Origin of the sequence: Streptomyces sp. AM8-1-1 (genome assembly GCF_032229325.1) — a bacterium.
Lineage (GTDB): Bacteria > Actinomycetota > Actinomycetes > Streptomycetales > Streptomycetaceae > Streptomyces > Streptomyces achmelvichensis.
The window spans coordinates 2068576-2083526 of record NZ_CP135086.1; the positions used below are offsets into that span (position 1 = coordinate 2068576).

A 14951-nucleotide genomic window follows, 5' to 3' on the forward strand; every position below is an offset into this window, starting at 1 on the left:
TAAACCGGCTGTAAGGCGAGGAGGGCCGGCCCCGGCGGACCAGGGTCTTCCGGAAAGGGGCGGATTCCTGGGCCAGTTGAGGTTTCTCTGAGGGAAGCGCTGGGGAGGACGACTAAACACCCGCGATCACGCCCTGTATGTGGCACGCCACGACTTGTTCCAGGGTTGATCACCCCACCTCTGCTGCGGCAGGGGGACCCCGAAGGCACACCCCCGTGCCACCGACCCACGACGAGGGGGCGCACATGGACGCATTCACCGCAGGACTGCTTCAGCGCATAAAGGCCGCGGAGACCGACCTGACACTGGCGCGTGAGACGGGCGACGACTTCCTGGCGGATGTCGAGCAGGCGGAGCTGGACGATCTGCACCGCCTGGCCGCCGAGCACGGTGTCCACGTCGACGAGGAGCAGCGGGTCGGCGCAGCCTGACGCCGGACCACGCACAGGGGCCCCGACGCCGCGGGACGGCGTCGGGGCCCCTGTGTGTGCGGGTTCCGCCTCGTGCTCGGAGTTCCGTGCGCGCGGCGAGGCGTCAGTCGTGCCAGGCCCCGAACTCCTCCAGCAGACCCTGGAGCGGCTCGAAGACGCCCGGGCTCGCCGCCAGCGTGAGGTCGTAGGACGGCCGCTCCCCGGGGCGCCCGCCGGTCAGCGCGCCCGCCTCGCGGGCGATGAGGTCACCGGCCGCGAGGTCCCAGGGGCTCAGCCCGCGCTCGTAGTACCCGTCGAGGCGGCCCGCCGCGACGTCGCAGAGGTCCACGGCCGCCGAACCGCTGCGGCGGATGTCCCGCAGCCGCGGGATCAGCCGCTGGGCCACGTCCGCCTGGTGGCTGCGCACGGTCGCCACGTAGTTGAAGCCGGTGGAGACGAGGGCCTCCGCCAGCGGGGGCGCGGGACGGCAGCGCAGCGGCCGGTCACCGGCGTACGCGCCACCGCCGGTCACCGCACGGTAGGTCTCGCGGCGCATGGGAGCCTCGACGACACCGACGAGCGTCTCGCCGTCGCGCTCGGCGGCGATGGAGACGGCCCAGGTCGGCAGGCCGTACAGATAGTTCACCGTGCCGTCGAGCGGGTCGACGACCCAGCGGATGCCGCTGGTGCCCGCGCTGGACGCGCCCTCCTCGCCGAGTACTCCGTCGTCGGGACGGCGTTCGGCCAGGAAGCCGGTGATCAGCTTCTCGGCGGCGATGTCCATCTCGGTGACGACATCGATGGGGCTGGACTTGGTGGCGGCGACACCGAGGTCGGCGGGGCGGCCGTCGCGCAGCAGCTCCCCAGCCCGTCGGGCGGCCTCCAGGGCGATGTCGAGCAGTTCGGACAGGAGAGGGTCGGTCACGGCGACTCCTTGGGCGTACGGATCATGCGTACGGGCTGTCGGCGCCGGCGGCCGCGGGGCGAGGGGCCCGGGCCGGGCAGCAGCCGATGGGGCAGAGGTCGTGGGAGGGGCCGAGGGCGCCCAGCGCGCAGCGCTCGGCGGGCACACCGCGCTCGGTGGCGGCGCGCTCCAGCACCAGGTCGCGGACGGCTTCGGCGAAGCGCGGGTCGGCGCCCACGGTCGCCGAGCGGCGTACGGGCAGCCCCAGCTCGGCCGCCTTGGCGGTGGCCTCGGTGTCGAGGTCGTACAGGACCTCCATGTGGTCGGAGACGAAGCCGATCGGCACCATCACCACCGCCGGTACGCCGGAGCCGTGCAGCTCCTCCAGGTGGTCGCAGATGTCCGGCTCCAGCCACGGGATGTGCGGGGCGCCGCTGCGGGACTGGTAGACGAGCTCCCAGGGGTGCTCGGTGCCCGTCTCCGCGCGCACGGCGTCGGCGATCTGCCGGGCCACGTCCAGGTGCTGGCGTACGTAGGCGCCACCGCCCCCGTGGTCCTCGACAGGGCCCGAGGTGTCGGCCGCGGCGGTCGGGATCGAGTGGGTGGTGAAGGCGAGGTGCGCTCCTTCGCGTACGTCTGCGGGGAGGTCCGCGAGGGCGCGCAGCACCCCCTCGGTCATGGGGCCGACGAAGCCGGGGTGGTTGAAGTAGTGCCGCAGCTTGTCGACCCGCGGGAGCTCCAGCCCCTCCGCCTCCAGGGTGGCGAGCGCGTCCGCGAGGTTCTCGCGGTACTGGCGGCAGCCCGAGTACGAGGCGTAGGCGCTGGTGGCGAGGACCGCGATGCGGCGGTGGCCGTCGCGGGTCATCTCGCGGAGCGTGTCGGTCAGATACGGCGCCCAGTTGCGGTTGCCCCAGTACACCGGGAGATCCAGTCCGTGGTCCGCGAAGTCCTTGCGCAGGGCGCCCAGCAGGGCACGGTTCTGGTCGTTGATGGGGCTGACGCCGCCGAACAGGAAGTAGTGCTGCCCCACCTCCTTGAGCCGCTCCGTGGGGATACCGCGGCCGCGCGTCACGTTCTCCAGGAACGGAACGACATCGTCCGGGCCCTCGGGGCCGCCGAAGGAGAGCAGCAGCAGGGCGTCATAGGGGGTGGGATCGCGATCGTCGGACATGAAAACGATCCTGCCACCACCCCCGCGCCGTCCGGCGGGGACCCACCCCACGCCGGTGAACCGGAAACGGCGGTGCGCGGCCCCCGCCGGCGGACGTAATCTGTCAACGTCACTGATACGCCTTACGGAGCCCCCCGTTGCCGAGTCCCTACCGCGCCATCTTCGCCGCCCCCGGCAGCAAGGGTTTCTCCTTCGCGGGGTTCTTCGGCCGAATGCCGCTGTCGATGATGGGCATCGGCGTCGTGACCATGATTTCCCAGCTCACCGGCCGTTACGGGCTGGCCGGCGCGCTCTCGGCGACGCTGGCGATGTCGGCCGCGGTGATGGGACCGCAGATCTCCCGGCTGGTCGACCGGCACGGCCAGGCCAGGGTGCTGCGTCCAGCCACCCTCGCGTCGGTGGCCGCGGTGGCGGGCCTGCTGGTCTGCGCGCAGCAGGGTGCGCCCGACTGGACGCTGTTCGTCTTCTCCGCCGCTGCCGGGTGCGTGCCGAGCGTGGGCTCGATGGTCCGCGCCCGGTGGGCCGCGATCTACCGAGGCTCACCGCGCGAGCTGCACACCGCGTACGCGTGGGAGTCGATCGTCGACGAGGCGTGCTTCGTCCTCGGTCCGATCATCGCCATCGGGCTGTCCACGGCGTGGTTCCCCGAGGCGGGACCGCTGCTGGCGGCCGTCCTGCTGCTCATCGGCGTCTTCTGGCTGACCGCTCAGCGCTCCACCGAGCCGGTGCCGCATCCGCGCGAGCAGCACACCCGGGCGTCGGCCATGCGCTCCGGCGGACTTCAGGTCCTGGTGCTCACCTTCGTGGCCACGGGCGCGATCTTCGGGGCGGTCGACGTGGTCACCGTGGCGTTCGCCGAGGAGCAGGGGCACAAGGCCGCGGCCAGTGTGGTGCTGGCGGTCTACGCGCTCGGCTCCTGCGTCGCGGGCCTCGTCTTCGGACTGCTGCATCTGAAGGGTCCGGCCGGCCGGAGGTGGCTGGTGGGAGTCTGTGCGATGGCCGTGAGTATGATCCCCCTCCAACTGGCCGGGAGCCTCACGTTCCTGGCCGTGGCGCTCTTTGTCGCGGGCCTGTCCATCGCACCGACGATGGTGACCACGATGGCTCTCGTCGAAGCGCACGTACCGCGCACCAAACTGACCGAAGGCATGACCTGGATCAGCACCGGCCTCGCGGTCGGAGTGGCGCTCGGCTCCTCGGCCGCCGGCTGGACGGTCGATGCCGCCGGAGCGGACGCGGGGTACGCGGTGCCCGCTGTCGCGGGAGCGGTCGCGGCCGTGGTGGCGTTCCTGGGGTATCGCCGGCTGAACAGGCCGGTGCCGACGCGGGAGGGGCGGGCCGATGAGCACGATCAGCACGACGAGCACGAGCCGCACGTGGCGTAACTGGGCCGGGAACGTCTCCGCTCGTCCGGCCAGGGAGGCCTCCCCCGCATCGGCCGAGGAGGTCGCCGACGTCGTACGGCAGGCGGCCGAGGCCGGTCTGCGGGTGAAGACGGCGGGTGCCGGTCACTCCTTCACGGCGGTCGCCGCCACCGACGGACTGCTGATACGGCCCGACCTGCTCACGGGTATCCGGCACATCGACCGCACGGCGATGACCGTGACGGTCGAGTCGGGCACCCCGCTGAAGCGGCTGAACGCGGCCCTGGCCCGCGAGGGCCTGTCGCTCACGAACATGGGCGACATCATGGAGCAGACGGTGGCGGGCGCCACCAGCACCGGTACCCACGGCACGGGCCGCGAGTCCGCCTCGATCGCCGCCCAGATCAGGGGCCTCGAACTGGTGACGGCCGACGGCTCGTTGCTGACGTGCTCGGAGAAGGAGCGTCCGGAGGTCTTCGCGGCGGCCCGGATCGGTCTCGGCGCACTCGGCGTGATCACCGCGATCACCTTCGCCGTGGAGCCGATCTTTCTGCTGACGGCGCGCGAGGAACCGATGACCTTCGACAAGGTCACCGCGGAGTTCGACGCGCTGCACGCGGAGAACGAGCACTTCGAGTTCTACTGGTTCCCGCACACCGGCAACTGCAACACCAAGCGCAACAACCGCAGCATGGGCCCGGCGGCCCCTCCCGGTACGGTCAGCGGCTGGATCGAGGACGAACTGCTCTCCAACGGGCTGTTCCAGGTGGTCAATTCGGTGGGCCGGGCCGTGCCGGCGACCATCCCCGCGATCGCCAAGGTCTCCAGCCGGGCCCTGTCCGCCCGCACCTACACCGACATCCCGTACAAGGTCTTCACCTCGCCGCGCCGGGTGCGCTTCGTGGAGATGGAGTACGCGCTCCCGCGGGAGACCGCGGTCGCGGCCCTGCGCGAGGTGAAGGCGATGATCGAGCGCTCCCCGCTCAGGGTCAGCTTCCCGGTGGAGGTCCGCACGGCTCCGGCCGACGACATCACGCTGTCCACCGCCTCGGGCCGGGAGAGCGCCTACATCGCGGTGCACATGTACCGGGGGACGCCGTACCAGTCGTACTTCACCGCGGTCGAGCGGATCATGACGGCGCACGGCGGGCGGCCGCACTGGGGCAAGGTGAACACCCGCGACGCGGAGTACTTCGCCGAGGTGTACCCGCGCTTCGGCGAGTTCACGGCGCTGCGCGACCGGCTGGACCCGGAGCGGCGGTTCGGGAACGACTATCTGCGGCGGGTCCTGGGCGACTGACCGCCCCCGGCATCGTCGGCGCCGCGTTCCGTTCTCCGGGTGTCACCGTTGCCGCGGTCCGTTCACCGGGCGTCGTCGGTGCCCGCGTCCGCGCCGGTTCCGGTACCGGGATCCGGGGCGGAGCCGGACGGCGTGGGAGTCGGTGTGGGCGTGGGCGTCGGGCTCTGCGTCCCCTCGTCACCGGTGGACGGGGACGAGTCGGGGGTCGTGGGCTCGGTGTCCTCGCCGTCGCCCTGCCGGCCGGTCCCGGAATCCTGTGAACGGCCGTCGCCGGGGCTCGACTTCGTCTCCCCTTCCGGAGAGCGCCGCTGATCGCGGTCTTCGTCGGGGCTCTGCGACGGGCTGGTGGCCGGCGTGGGATGCCCACCGCCCCCGCCCCCGCTGCCCCCGCCGCGGACGGCCGAGCCGACGGTCGTGCCGTTGCCGCCGCCCAGTTCGGACCCTGAGGCCACCTCGTACCCGGTGATGCCGAGCATGGCCACCCCGAACACGACGGACGCCGCGACGAGGGGCCGCTTCCAGCCGCGGACGCGGGTGCCGTGGGTGCTCGCCGCGCTGAACTCCTCGCGGGCCTCGTCCCGGTGGACCTGCCGGAGCATCTGTGTCGCGTCGTCGGCCGGCGGCAGCGGCACCTGACGGCCCTTCGGCTTCGCCTGGACCGTCACATCGCGTATCTGCTCTCCGGTGCGGCGGAAGAAGTGCTGGAACACCGAGCCGCCACAGGTGGCGACGACACTGACGAGGCCCGCCCCGATGATCGTGCCGTAGACGCCGAGTTGGGAGGCGAGCACCGCCGCCGCGATCGCCGCGAGCGCGCTGCCCGCCACTTGCGGGACGCTCAGGTCCAGTCGCTGTCCTCCCTCTTCCGTGCGCTGTGCTCCGGTGTCCGGCTTCTGATGCATCCTCAGTCCCTGCTTGCCCTTCTGTCACGTCTGTACCAATGAAGGACAAACGAGCGAAGCGAATAGTTCCCTTTGGGAAGATTCTGTGAATCACGACACCCGTCACCCATGTCCCGGCCCCGAACTGCCGTACGCAGGCAGAAGTTCGGCGGCGCGGCAGTCCACCCACATGGCCCGAATGGAGTACTGTGGCGAGCCCTGGGCCCGGCGTCCCTTGTGGATGTCAGGACCCCAGGTAGGGGGCCGAATCTGGCGCTCGATCCGGCGGCGCCGCGGTACCGCACGGGAACCTGCACACAGAGTGACCGTCGGTCACGCTGAGTGCCGAACAGGTAACCGTGCCATAACGGCGATCCAGGGCCTGTGCCCGACACGCCGGGCAACTCGGCAAGGTTGTGGCAGGCTGCACCCGGGCAGGCCACACTCGACTAGCGGAAGCAGCGACGCACGTGACGTCGGCAGGCACCACCCGGGAGGTCCCCATGCCCGAACTGCGTGTCGTGGCCGTCTCCAACGACGGCACACGACTGGTGCTCAAGGCTGCGGACAGCACGGAATACACGCTTCCGATCGATGAGCGGCTGCGCGCCGCCGTGCGCAACGACCGCGCCCGCCTCGGGCAGATCGAGATCGAGGTGGAGAGCCACCTCCGTCCCCGCGACATCCAGGCACGTATACGCGCAGGTGCCTCCGCCGAAGAGGTCGCGCAGATGGCCGGCATCCCGGTCGACCGCGTACGCCGCTTCGAGGGCCCCGTGCTCGCCGAGCGCGCGTTCATGGCGGAGCGGGCCCGCAAGACTCCCGTGCGCCGCCCCGGCGAGAACACCGGACCGCAGCTCGGCGAGGCCGTGCAGGAGAGGCTGACCCTGCGCGGCGCGGAGAAGGACGCCGTGCAGTGGGACTCGTGGCGCCGCGACGACGGCACCTGGGAAGTGCTGCTGGTCTACCGGGTGGCGGGCGAACCGCACTCGGCGAGCTGGACGTACGACCCGCCGCGGCGGCTCGTCCAGGCCGTCGACGACGAGGCGCGCGCGCTGATCGGCGAGACCGACGACACGATCGCCTCGCAGGAGCCGAGCTTCCCGTTCGTTCCGCGCATCGCACGGCTGCCGAGGGACCGGCCGCTGGACCGTGGCACGGAGCGTCCGGCGGAGCCCCCGTCGGCGGAGGACAACAGCAACGGCACCAGTGAGCGCGATTCGCTGACGAGTCTGCTGGAGGCGGTGCCGAGCTTCCGCGGCGACATGGTGGTGCCGGAGCGCCCGGCCCCGCCCGAGCCGCCGACGGAGCCGGCGCAGGAGCCCGAGGCGGAGGAGCCGGTTGCCCCGGCGGCGTCCGCGGGCGCCGGTTCGGCGTACGCGGATGTGCTGATGCCCCGGTCGGTGGCGGGTCACCGCGACCGTCTGACCGGCACCACGGACCGCCAGGCCGAGGCGGACGGCGTCCGACCGGGCCGCCGTGCGGCGGTCCCGAGCTGGGACGAGATCGTCTTCGGCACGCGGCGCAAGAAGCAGGAGTAGCAGGCGCAGTGACGCGAAGGGCCCGGCACCGTGGGTGCCGGGCCCTTCGCGTGTCCCGTCCGGATGCCCGCGGGGGCCTCAGCCCCTGTCCGGGCCCGTCGCCACCGGGCGGTCCGGGTCCTGGGACCACTCCGACCAGGAGCCGGCGTAGAGGGCGGGGTGGAAGCCCGCCAGTTCCAGAGCGAGGATCTCCTGGGCTGCGGACACGCCCGAACCGCAGTAGACCCCGATCTCCGTACCGGGTTCGGCTCCCAGCGCCGCGAAGCGTGCCCCCAGCGCCTGGGGCGGGAGGTAGTGGCCCTTGTCGTCCAGGTTCTCGGTCGTCGGGGCCGAGACCGCGCCGGGGATGTGGCCCGCCACCTTGTCGATCGGCTCGACCTCACCCCGGTACCGCTCCCCCGCGCGGGCGTCCAGGAGCAGGCCCGAGCGCGCCAGCGCGGCCGCGGTGTCCGCCGTCAGGACCCGCAGCGCCCCCGGGGCGGGCATGAAGTCGCCCTCCGCGGGCTCCGGCGTCGCGGTCTCCAGCGGCCCGGTCCAGGCCGCGAGGCCGCCGTCCAGGACCCGTACCTCCGTGTGGCCGGTCCAGCGCAGGAGCCACCAGGCGCGGGCGGCCGCCCACCCCTGGGCCGCGTCGTACGCGACGACGGGCGTGCCGGCCGAGACCCCGGCGCGGCGCATCACCGCTCCGAACGCCGAGGGATCGGGCAGCGGATGGCGGCCCGCCGCTCCGGGCGGGGTGGCCAGTTCCGCGTCCAGGTCGACGAAGACCGCGCCGGGGATGTGACCGGCGTCGTAGTCGGGCCGCCCGTGCGGCCCGCCGAGCTGGTAGCGCACGTCGAGGAGCACCGGCGGGCGGGGGCCGGCCAGCTCATTCGCAAGATCGGCAGCAGTGATGATGGGGTTCATGAAAGCCATCCTCGCGCAGCACCAGGCCCTCCCGTAACGCCGCTGATTCGGATGTGCCGCCTCAAAACGGGCATCCTCCATCGGGAACCCGCCAAATCCGGCGCGGCCGGGGCGCGTCGGACGCTTCGGGGTGCAAGCATCTGCTGGGGCGACCGGCCGTTCCGCACAACGGCCCACATCCTGTTCCCCCGCACGGCCACCACGATGGTCCGAGGAGAGAGAAGACAATGACCGAGGCGACTCGGCACACGCCCGGCACACCCTGCTGGGTCAGCTTGATGGTGCACGGCCTTGAGGCGACTCAGGCTTTCTACGGCGAGCTGTTCGGCTGGGAGTTCGCTCCCGGGCCGCAGCAACTCGGCCCGTACGTCCGCGCCCTGATCGACGGCAACGAGGTCGCGGGCATCGGGCGGCTGCCCGTCGACCGGCATCTGCCGACCGCGTGGACGCCGTATCTGGCGACCGACGACGCGGATGTGACCGCGGAGGCGGTCCGCAGCCGCGGGGGCACGGTGGGCGTCGGCCCGCTGGACGCCGGCGACGCCGGCCGCATGGCGATCGTGACCGACCCGGCGGGCGCCGTGTTCGGTCTGTGGCAACCGGCCGCACACGCGGGCACCGCCCTGCACGGCACACATGGCACGCCGGTGTGGAACGAGCTGCTCACCACGGAGACGCAGTCCGTCACGAAGTTCTACCAGGCCGTCTTCGGCTACGAGACCAAGCCCGACGGCGATCCCGGCGAGGACCGGGTGACGCTCTGCCTCGACGGCCGTCCCGTGGCCGCCCTGCACGGCGTCCCGTCCCGGACCCGCGACCGGGGCAGCCACTGGATGACCTGGTTCGAGGTCGAGGACCCCGACATGACGGCACGCCAGATCACGAGGATCGGCGGTCAGGTCCTCGAACCTCCCGCTGACGGCCCCCACGGACGGCTCGCGAGGGTCGCCGACCCGGAGGGCGCGGTGTTCACGATCGTACGGTCACTCCGTTGACGTCCACCGGCAGGACGTCCGGGGACAGCGTCGCCGCACGGGCGCTCGCGGCGGTCATCCGGCGCCGGTGGTGCCGCCGGCACAACACCTCGTAGCCGACCTCGTCGCCCGCGTTGACGTCTCCGACCACGACCTGGGCGCCTTCGACGACCATCACCCCGCCGACCGTACGGGCGTTGTGCGTGGCCCGAGCGCCGCACCAGCACAGCGCCTCGACCTGAAGCACCTCGACCCGGTCGGCGAGTTCCACCAGCCGCTGCGAGCCCGGGAAGAGCTTGGAGCGGAAGTCGGTCGTGATGCCGAAGGCGAAGACGTCCAGGTCAAGGTCGTCCACCACCCGGGCGAGCTGGTCGATCTGCTCCGGCGCGAGGAACTGCGCCTCGTCGGCGATCACATAGTCGCAACGGCCGCCCTGGGAGAGGCTCTCGACCAGGTACGCGTAGAAGTCGAAGCCCTCCGCGGCCTCGACCGCGTCGGTCACCAGGCCGAGCCGGGAGGAGAGCTTGCCCTCGCCGGCCCGGTCGTCGCGCGTGAAGATCATGCCCTGGAGACCGCGCGTGGACCGGTTGTGCTCGATCTGAAGAGCGAGGGTGCTCTTTCCGCAGTCCATGGTTCCGGAGAAGAACACCAGCTCGGGCATGGGAGGTTGAGGACCTTTCGGGTCTGTGGGCGTCGTTCGGGGGTGTTCTGGGGTGAGGTACGGGGCGGCGGGACGGCTACGAGCGTACTTCGATCAGCGGCACGAGCTGCTCGACGGGGGTCATCGAGCCGTGCATCCCGACCATCGCCGACTCGTTCGGCTCGCGCACGGAGGCGGTCACCACGACGTCGTCGCAGGCCGCGGCCACCACATCGCCGATCCGGCCGTGGACGCGGTCGTCGATCACGGGACCGAACCAGCCCGCCTCGATCGCCTCCTCGCGGCCCGCCACCCAGAACTGCTCGCCGAGCACCTCGCGCCAGACGGCGAGGACATCGGCCTCGGCGCCGGGGACCGCGTAGACATGACGGGCGCGGCCCTCACCGCCCAGCAGGGCGACTCCGGCGCGCAGTTCCCAGTCCTCGTCGAAGTCGATGCGCGACTGCTCGTCGAAGGGGATGTCGATCATGCCGTGGTCGGCGGTGACGTACAGCGCGGAGCGGGGCGGCAGTTGCTCGGCCAGGCGTTGCACCAGCCGGTCGACGTACATCAGCTGACCGCGCCAGGCGTCCGAGTCGACACCGAAACGGTGGCCCTTTCCGTCGACCTCGCTGTAGTACGTGTAGACCAGCGAGCGGTCACCGGCGGCCAGTTGCTCGGCCGCCAGGTCCATCCGCTCCTCGGCCCCGAGCCGTCCGTGAAACGTTCCTCCGCTGAGCGCGACCTGGGTGAGCGGGGTCTGCTCGAAGGTGGGCGAGGAGACCTGCGCGGTGTGCACACCCGCCGCGTCCGCGAGCTGGAAGACGGTGGGGTACGGCTGCCAGACCTTCGGCGGAGTCCACGGCTTCCAGCGCAGCTGGTTCATCAGCGCGCCCGAGTCGGGGTCGCGGACGGTGTAGCCGGGCAGGCCGTGGACGCCGGGCGGCAGGCCCGTGCCGACGGAGGCCAGTGAGGTCGCGGTGGTGGCGGGGAAGCCGACGGTGATGGGACGTCCCGTGCCGCCGCGCGAGGTGCCGAGGAGCGAGGTGAGGTACGGGGCCTCGTCGGGATGGTTCTTGATCTGCTCCCAGCCCAGGCCGTCGATCAGGAAGACGCAGTTCCGGTCGGCGGGGGTGAGCTCGGGGATGCTGTGGGTGAAGCCGGGGACGCCCTGGCCGGCGGCGAGCGTCGGCAGCAGATCGGCGAGGGAGCCGGTGCCGTAGGCGGGCACGGGCGCGGTGTCGACGGCGAGCGGGGCGGGGTGGACGTTCCCCCAGCCCGCAGGCTCCGGGGCCGGGGTCGAGTCGTCTCGCCAGGCAGCGGGCTGGGCCATCAGCGCGTGGCTGCCGTGGCTTCGGAGAGCGCCTGGGCGAAGGCGAGGGTCTGGCGGACCGTGTCGGGTCCGTCGCCGGCCTCGCTGACCCGCAGGCTCAGATCGTCCGCCGTGGAGCTGCCGGTGTAGCCGTGGTCCGCCTCGCAGTTGGGGTCGCCGCAGGCGGCGGGCTCCAGGTCGAGACGGGAGACGGCGCCCCAGCCGATGGTGAGGACGACCTCACGCGGCAGCGTGCCCGGGGTGTACGACTCGGGATTGGCGACGACCCGGCTGACCACGACCGACGAGATCCGGCTGAGCTTGACCGATTCGGTGGAGGTGGTGGCGTACGGCGTCGGGGAGCTGGTGTCGGCGGCCTGCTCGTCGGTGTGGCTCACGATGAAGCGGTTGGCCGTCAGCACGAGGACCGTCACATGGCGGCGCACTTCGTTGGCGTCGAACGTGGTCTCCTGGTGCACCATGTAGGACGCGATCTGCTCGCCTCCGACGGCGGCCTCCACCGCCTCGGCCACGAGAGCCGGGTAGTAGCCGCTGCGCTCGATCGCCGCGCGCAGCCCCTGGGTCGTCGTACCGGTCTTCGCCATGGGGCCCATCCTACGGGCCCCGACAGCGGTGAGCGTTCAGTAGCTGGGGAGTCGTCGGGGTCCCAGGTCGGTCTGGGTGGCAGGTGGGGCGAGGCGTACGGACGCGCCGAGGACCGTGAGCCCGTGTTGAGCGACGACGACCGGTTCAAGACTGATCCCGATCACTTCCGGATGGTCGTCGACCAGTCGTGACACGCGGAGCAGCAGTTCCTCCAGGGCGGGGGTGTCGACCGGCGCCGAACCCCGCCAGCCGAACAGCAGCGGGGCACTGCGGATGGACCTGATCAGCTCGGCCGCGTCGCGATCGGTGGCCGGAACGAGACGGTGCGAGGTGTCCCCGAGCAGCTCGGAGGGAGCGCCCGCGAGCCCGAAGGAGAGCACCGCGCCCACGGCGGGATCGAGGGCGGCACGGACCACGGTGTCGACACCCCGCGGAGCCATCGCCTGCACGACCGGCTGAAGCTCCTCGGGCTTGCCGAGCAGCTCGGTCAACTCGGCGTACGCCTGCCGCAGTTGCTCCTCGTTGGCCAGGTCAAGCCGCACGCCGCCGAGGTCGGCACGGTGCCGCAGATGGGGGGCGGTGGTCTTGAGCGCGACGGGGTAGCCGAGCCGGCCGGCCGCCCGTACGGCGTCGTCCGGTCCGGGAGCGGGCAGGGTCGGCCGCACATGGATCCCGTACCGCGCCAGCAGATCATGGGCGTCGGCCGCGGCGAGGGTGATGCCCCGGGCGTCCCCGGGGGCCTGGAGCAGCGCCTCGATCCTGGCGCCGGCGCCGGCCTCGTCGATGTCCTCGTACTCGGGGACGCGCCCGGGCTCGGCCGCCTGCCGTCGCCACTGGGCGTATCCGACCGCCTCGGTCAGGGCGCGGACGGCACGCTCGGCCGCGGGATAGGCGGGGATGCGGCTGCCCGCCGGCCGGGCGCCTGGCGCCTCCTGTGCACCGCCGTCGGCCTCGCTCGCGTCCGCGGGGCCGCGCGTGTCCCGGATGCCCCCGGCCGGCGGCGCGGCCGGAGACGGCTGTCCGGGTGCGGTCCGGGTGCTGGTCGCCGCCGAGAGGGCGTCCGCGAGACCGCCGAGTTCGACGTGTACCACCATGACCGGCTTGGCCGGGGCAGTGGCGGCCGCGTCGCGGAGCGCGGCCGCCAGGACCTCGCCGTCGCCCGCCTGGGGGTCTCCGTCCTCCCCCACCCACGGAATCGCCGTCACGACCACCGAGTCGCAGCCCTCGTCCGCCAGGGCCCGGGCCAGCGCCGCGCGGAAGTCCGACGGCGTCGCCGCCGTCGTCAGGTCCAGCGGGGGCAGCGGACGCAGACCGGCCGCGAGGCAGGCGTCGTAGGTGAGCAGACCGAGGGACTCGGAATTGCCGAGGACGGCGACCCGCGGGCCCGCGGGCAGGGGCTGGTCGGCGAGGAGGATGCCGGCGTCGACGAGTTCCGTGACGGTGTCGACGCGGATCACACCCGCTTGGCGCAGCAGCGCACCGACCGTCGCGTCCGGGACGCGGGTCACCGGCACCGCATGACCGGGCGGCTCGCTGCCGCTGTGCCGCGCGCCCTTGACGACCACGACCGGCTTGACCGCCGCCGTGCGCCGGGCGAGGCGGGAGAACTTGCGCGGATTGCCGATCGTCTCCAGGTAGAGCAGGACGACATCGGTGTCCTGGTCCTCGTACCAGTACTGGAGGAAGTCGTTGCCGGACACGTCCGCGCGGTTGCCGGACGAGATGAAGGAGGAGAGCCCGGCGCCCCTGCGGTGCAGTCCCGCGAGGAGCGCGATGCCGATCGCCCCGGACTGGGTGAACAGACCGATGCGGCCGGCGGCCGGGGTCTCGGGCGCCAGCGAGGCGTTCAGCCGGACGGCCTGCGCGGTGTTGATGATGCCGAAGGCGTTCGGACCGATGATCCGCATGCCGTACGACCGTGCCTGGCGCACCAGTTCCCGCTGGAGAAGCCGGCCTTCGGCACCCGATTCCGCGTATCCCGCGGACAGTACGACCAGGCCCTGGACGCCGTGCTCACCGCAGTCGGCGACGACCTCCGGCACCCGTTCGGCGGGCACGGCGACGATCGCCAGGTCGACCGGCTCCGCCGTCCCGGCCACGATCTCGCCGACCGAGCGGAACGCCGGCACGCCCTCCAGCTCCGTCTGCGACGCGGGGAAGGCCCGGTTCACCGCATACGTACGGCCGGTGTAGCCCGCCCCCAGCAGATTGCGCAGCACCGTACGGCCCACACCGCCGGGCGCCCGTCCGGTGCCGATGACCGCGACCGAGCGCGGCGCGAGCAGCCGCTGCACCGAGCGCGCCTCCGCTCGCTGCTCGCGGCCGCGCTGCACCGCGAGGGACTCCGCCGTCGGTTCGAGGTCGAGGGTGAGATGGACCGAGCCGTCCTCGAAGCTGCGCTTCTGGGTGTAGCCGGCGTCCCGGAACACCTTGATCATCTTGCTGTTCGCGGGCAGCACCTCGGCCGCGAAGCGGCGGATGCCCCGCTCCCGGGCCACCGCCGCGATGTGTTCGAGCAGCGCGGAGGCCACGCCCCGGCCCTGGTGCGCGTCCTGGACCAGGAACGCGACCTCGGCCTCGTCCGCGGGCGCGCTCGCCGGGCGTCCCGTGGGGTCGATCCGGTCGAAGCGGACGGTCGCGATGAACTCGCCGCCGACCGTGACCGCGAGACCCACCCGGTCCACGTAGTCGTGATGGGTGAACCGGTGGACGTCCTTGGCGGACAGCCGGGGGTAGGGCGCGAAGAAGCGGTAGTACTTCGACTCGTCCGAGACCTGTTCGTAGAAGCTGACCAGGCGATCCGCGTCCTCGGTGGTGATCGGCCTGATGCGCGCGGTGCCTCCGTCGCGCAGCACCACGTCTGCTTCCCAGTGAGCGGGGTAGGCGTGGTCCGGCTGGGTCTGCATGGCAGAAAGCGTACGGCGCGATCACCGGTCGCGGAG

General features: G+C 72.3%; 13 protein-coding genes. 5 read left to right on the plus strand and 8 right to left on the minus strand.

Annotation, left to right across the window (positions count from 1 at the left end):
- Positions 1 to 245: 245 nt before the first annotated feature.
- The gene (locus RPQ07_RS09360; RefSeq protein WP_313943635.1) at positions 246 to 431 is read left to right on the plus strand and encodes a hypothetical protein; all 186 of its coding nucleotides are present in this window, start codon (positions 246 to 248) and stop codon (positions 429 to 431) included.
- A 103-nt stretch (positions 432 to 534) separates the two neighbouring features.
- Here the strand turns inward: RPQ07_RS09360 and RPQ07_RS09365 are convergent, their stop codons facing one another.
- Together RPQ07_RS09365 and RPQ07_RS09370 are read right to left on the minus strand one after the other, a co-directional pair.
- The gene (locus RPQ07_RS09365; RefSeq protein WP_313943636.1) at positions 535 to 1335 is read right to left on the minus strand and encodes an inositol monophosphatase family protein; all 801 of its coding nucleotides are present in this window, start codon (positions 1333 to 1335) and stop codon (positions 535 to 537) included.
- Positions 1336 to 1357: 22 nt separating this feature from the next.
- Entirely contained in the window at positions 1358 to 2485 is a 1128-nt protein-coding gene (locus tag RPQ07_RS09370) for a ferrochelatase (RefSeq protein ID WP_313943637.1), read from the minus strand.
- A 137-nt stretch (positions 2486 to 2622) separates the two neighbouring features.
- On the opposite strand from RPQ07_RS09370, the gene RPQ07_RS09375 reads away from it, so the two are divergent.
- Both RPQ07_RS09375 and RPQ07_RS09380 read left to right on the plus strand, forming a co-directional pair.
- Positions 2623 to 3870 carry an MFS transporter gene (locus tag RPQ07_RS09375; RefSeq protein WP_313943638.1) on the plus strand — a complete coding sequence of 416 codons (1248 nt, stop codon included), beginning with the start codon at positions 2623 to 2625 and terminating at the stop codon, positions 3868 to 3870.
- Positions 3827 to 5149 (plus strand): D-arabinono-1,4-lactone oxidase, encoded by a 1323-nt coding sequence (locus RPQ07_RS09380; protein WP_313943639.1) that lies wholly within the window; start codon positions 3827 to 3829, stop codon positions 5147 to 5149. The genes RPQ07_RS09375 and RPQ07_RS09380 overlap by 44 nt, the downstream gene beginning before the upstream one ends.
- 62 nt (positions 5150 to 5211) lie before the next feature.
- Here the strand turns inward: RPQ07_RS09380 and RPQ07_RS09385 are convergent, their stop codons facing one another.
- Complete coding sequence (locus tag RPQ07_RS09385; protein ID WP_313943640.1) at positions 5212 to 6051, minus strand: hypothetical protein; 840 nt, start codon at positions 6049 to 6051, stop codon at positions 5212 to 5214.
- A gap of 449 nt (positions 6052 to 6500) precedes the next feature.
- Between RPQ07_RS09385 and sepH the strand changes: the two genes are divergently transcribed.
- The gene (gene sepH, locus RPQ07_RS09390; RefSeq protein WP_313943641.1) at positions 6501 to 7571 is read left to right on the plus strand and encodes a septation protein SepH; all 1071 of its coding nucleotides are present in this window, start codon (positions 6501 to 6503) and stop codon (positions 7569 to 7571) included.
- 78 nt (positions 7572 to 7649) lie between these two features.
- Here sepH and RPQ07_RS09395 read toward each other — a convergent pair whose 3' ends face one another.
- Positions 7650 to 8477 carry a sulfurtransferase gene (locus RPQ07_RS09395; protein ID WP_313943642.1) on the minus strand — a complete coding sequence of 276 codons (828 nt, stop codon included), beginning with the start codon at positions 8475 to 8477 and terminating at the stop codon, positions 7650 to 7652.
- 227 nt (positions 8478 to 8704) lie between these two features.
- On the opposite strand from RPQ07_RS09395, the gene RPQ07_RS09400 reads away from it, so the two are divergent.
- Positions 8705 to 9472 (plus strand): VOC family protein, encoded by a 768-nt coding sequence (locus tag RPQ07_RS09400; protein WP_313943643.1) that lies wholly within the window; start codon positions 8705 to 8707, stop codon positions 9470 to 9472.
- On the opposite strand, the gene RPQ07_RS09405 is transcribed toward RPQ07_RS09400, so the two are convergent.
- The 4 genes from RPQ07_RS09405 to RPQ07_RS09420 form a co-directional block, all read right to left on the minus strand.
- Entirely contained in the window at positions 9447 to 10112 is a 666-nt protein-coding gene (locus RPQ07_RS09405) for a thymidine kinase (RefSeq protein ID WP_313943644.1), read from the minus strand. The two genes, RPQ07_RS09400 and RPQ07_RS09405, sit on opposite strands and share 26 nt — an antisense overlap.
- 76 nt (positions 10113 to 10188) lie before the next feature.
- Positions 10189 to 11424: an alkaline phosphatase family protein gene (locus RPQ07_RS09410; protein ID WP_313943645.1), complete on the minus strand. Its 1236-nt coding sequence runs from the start codon at positions 11422 to 11424 to the stop codon at positions 10189 to 10191.
- The gene (locus RPQ07_RS09415; RefSeq protein ID WP_313943647.1) at positions 11424 to 12008 is read right to left on the minus strand and encodes a DUF5998 family protein; all 585 of its coding nucleotides are present in this window, start codon (positions 12006 to 12008) and stop codon (positions 11424 to 11426) included. The genes RPQ07_RS09410 and RPQ07_RS09415 overlap by 1 nt, the downstream gene beginning before the upstream one ends.
- 36 nt (positions 12009 to 12044) lie before the next feature.
- Positions 12045 to 14915, minus strand: a complete 2871-nt coding sequence (locus tag RPQ07_RS09420; RefSeq protein WP_313943648.1) for a GNAT family N-acetyltransferase — start codon at positions 14913 to 14915, stop codon at positions 12045 to 12047.
- Positions 14916 to 14951 lie beyond the last annotated feature (36 nt).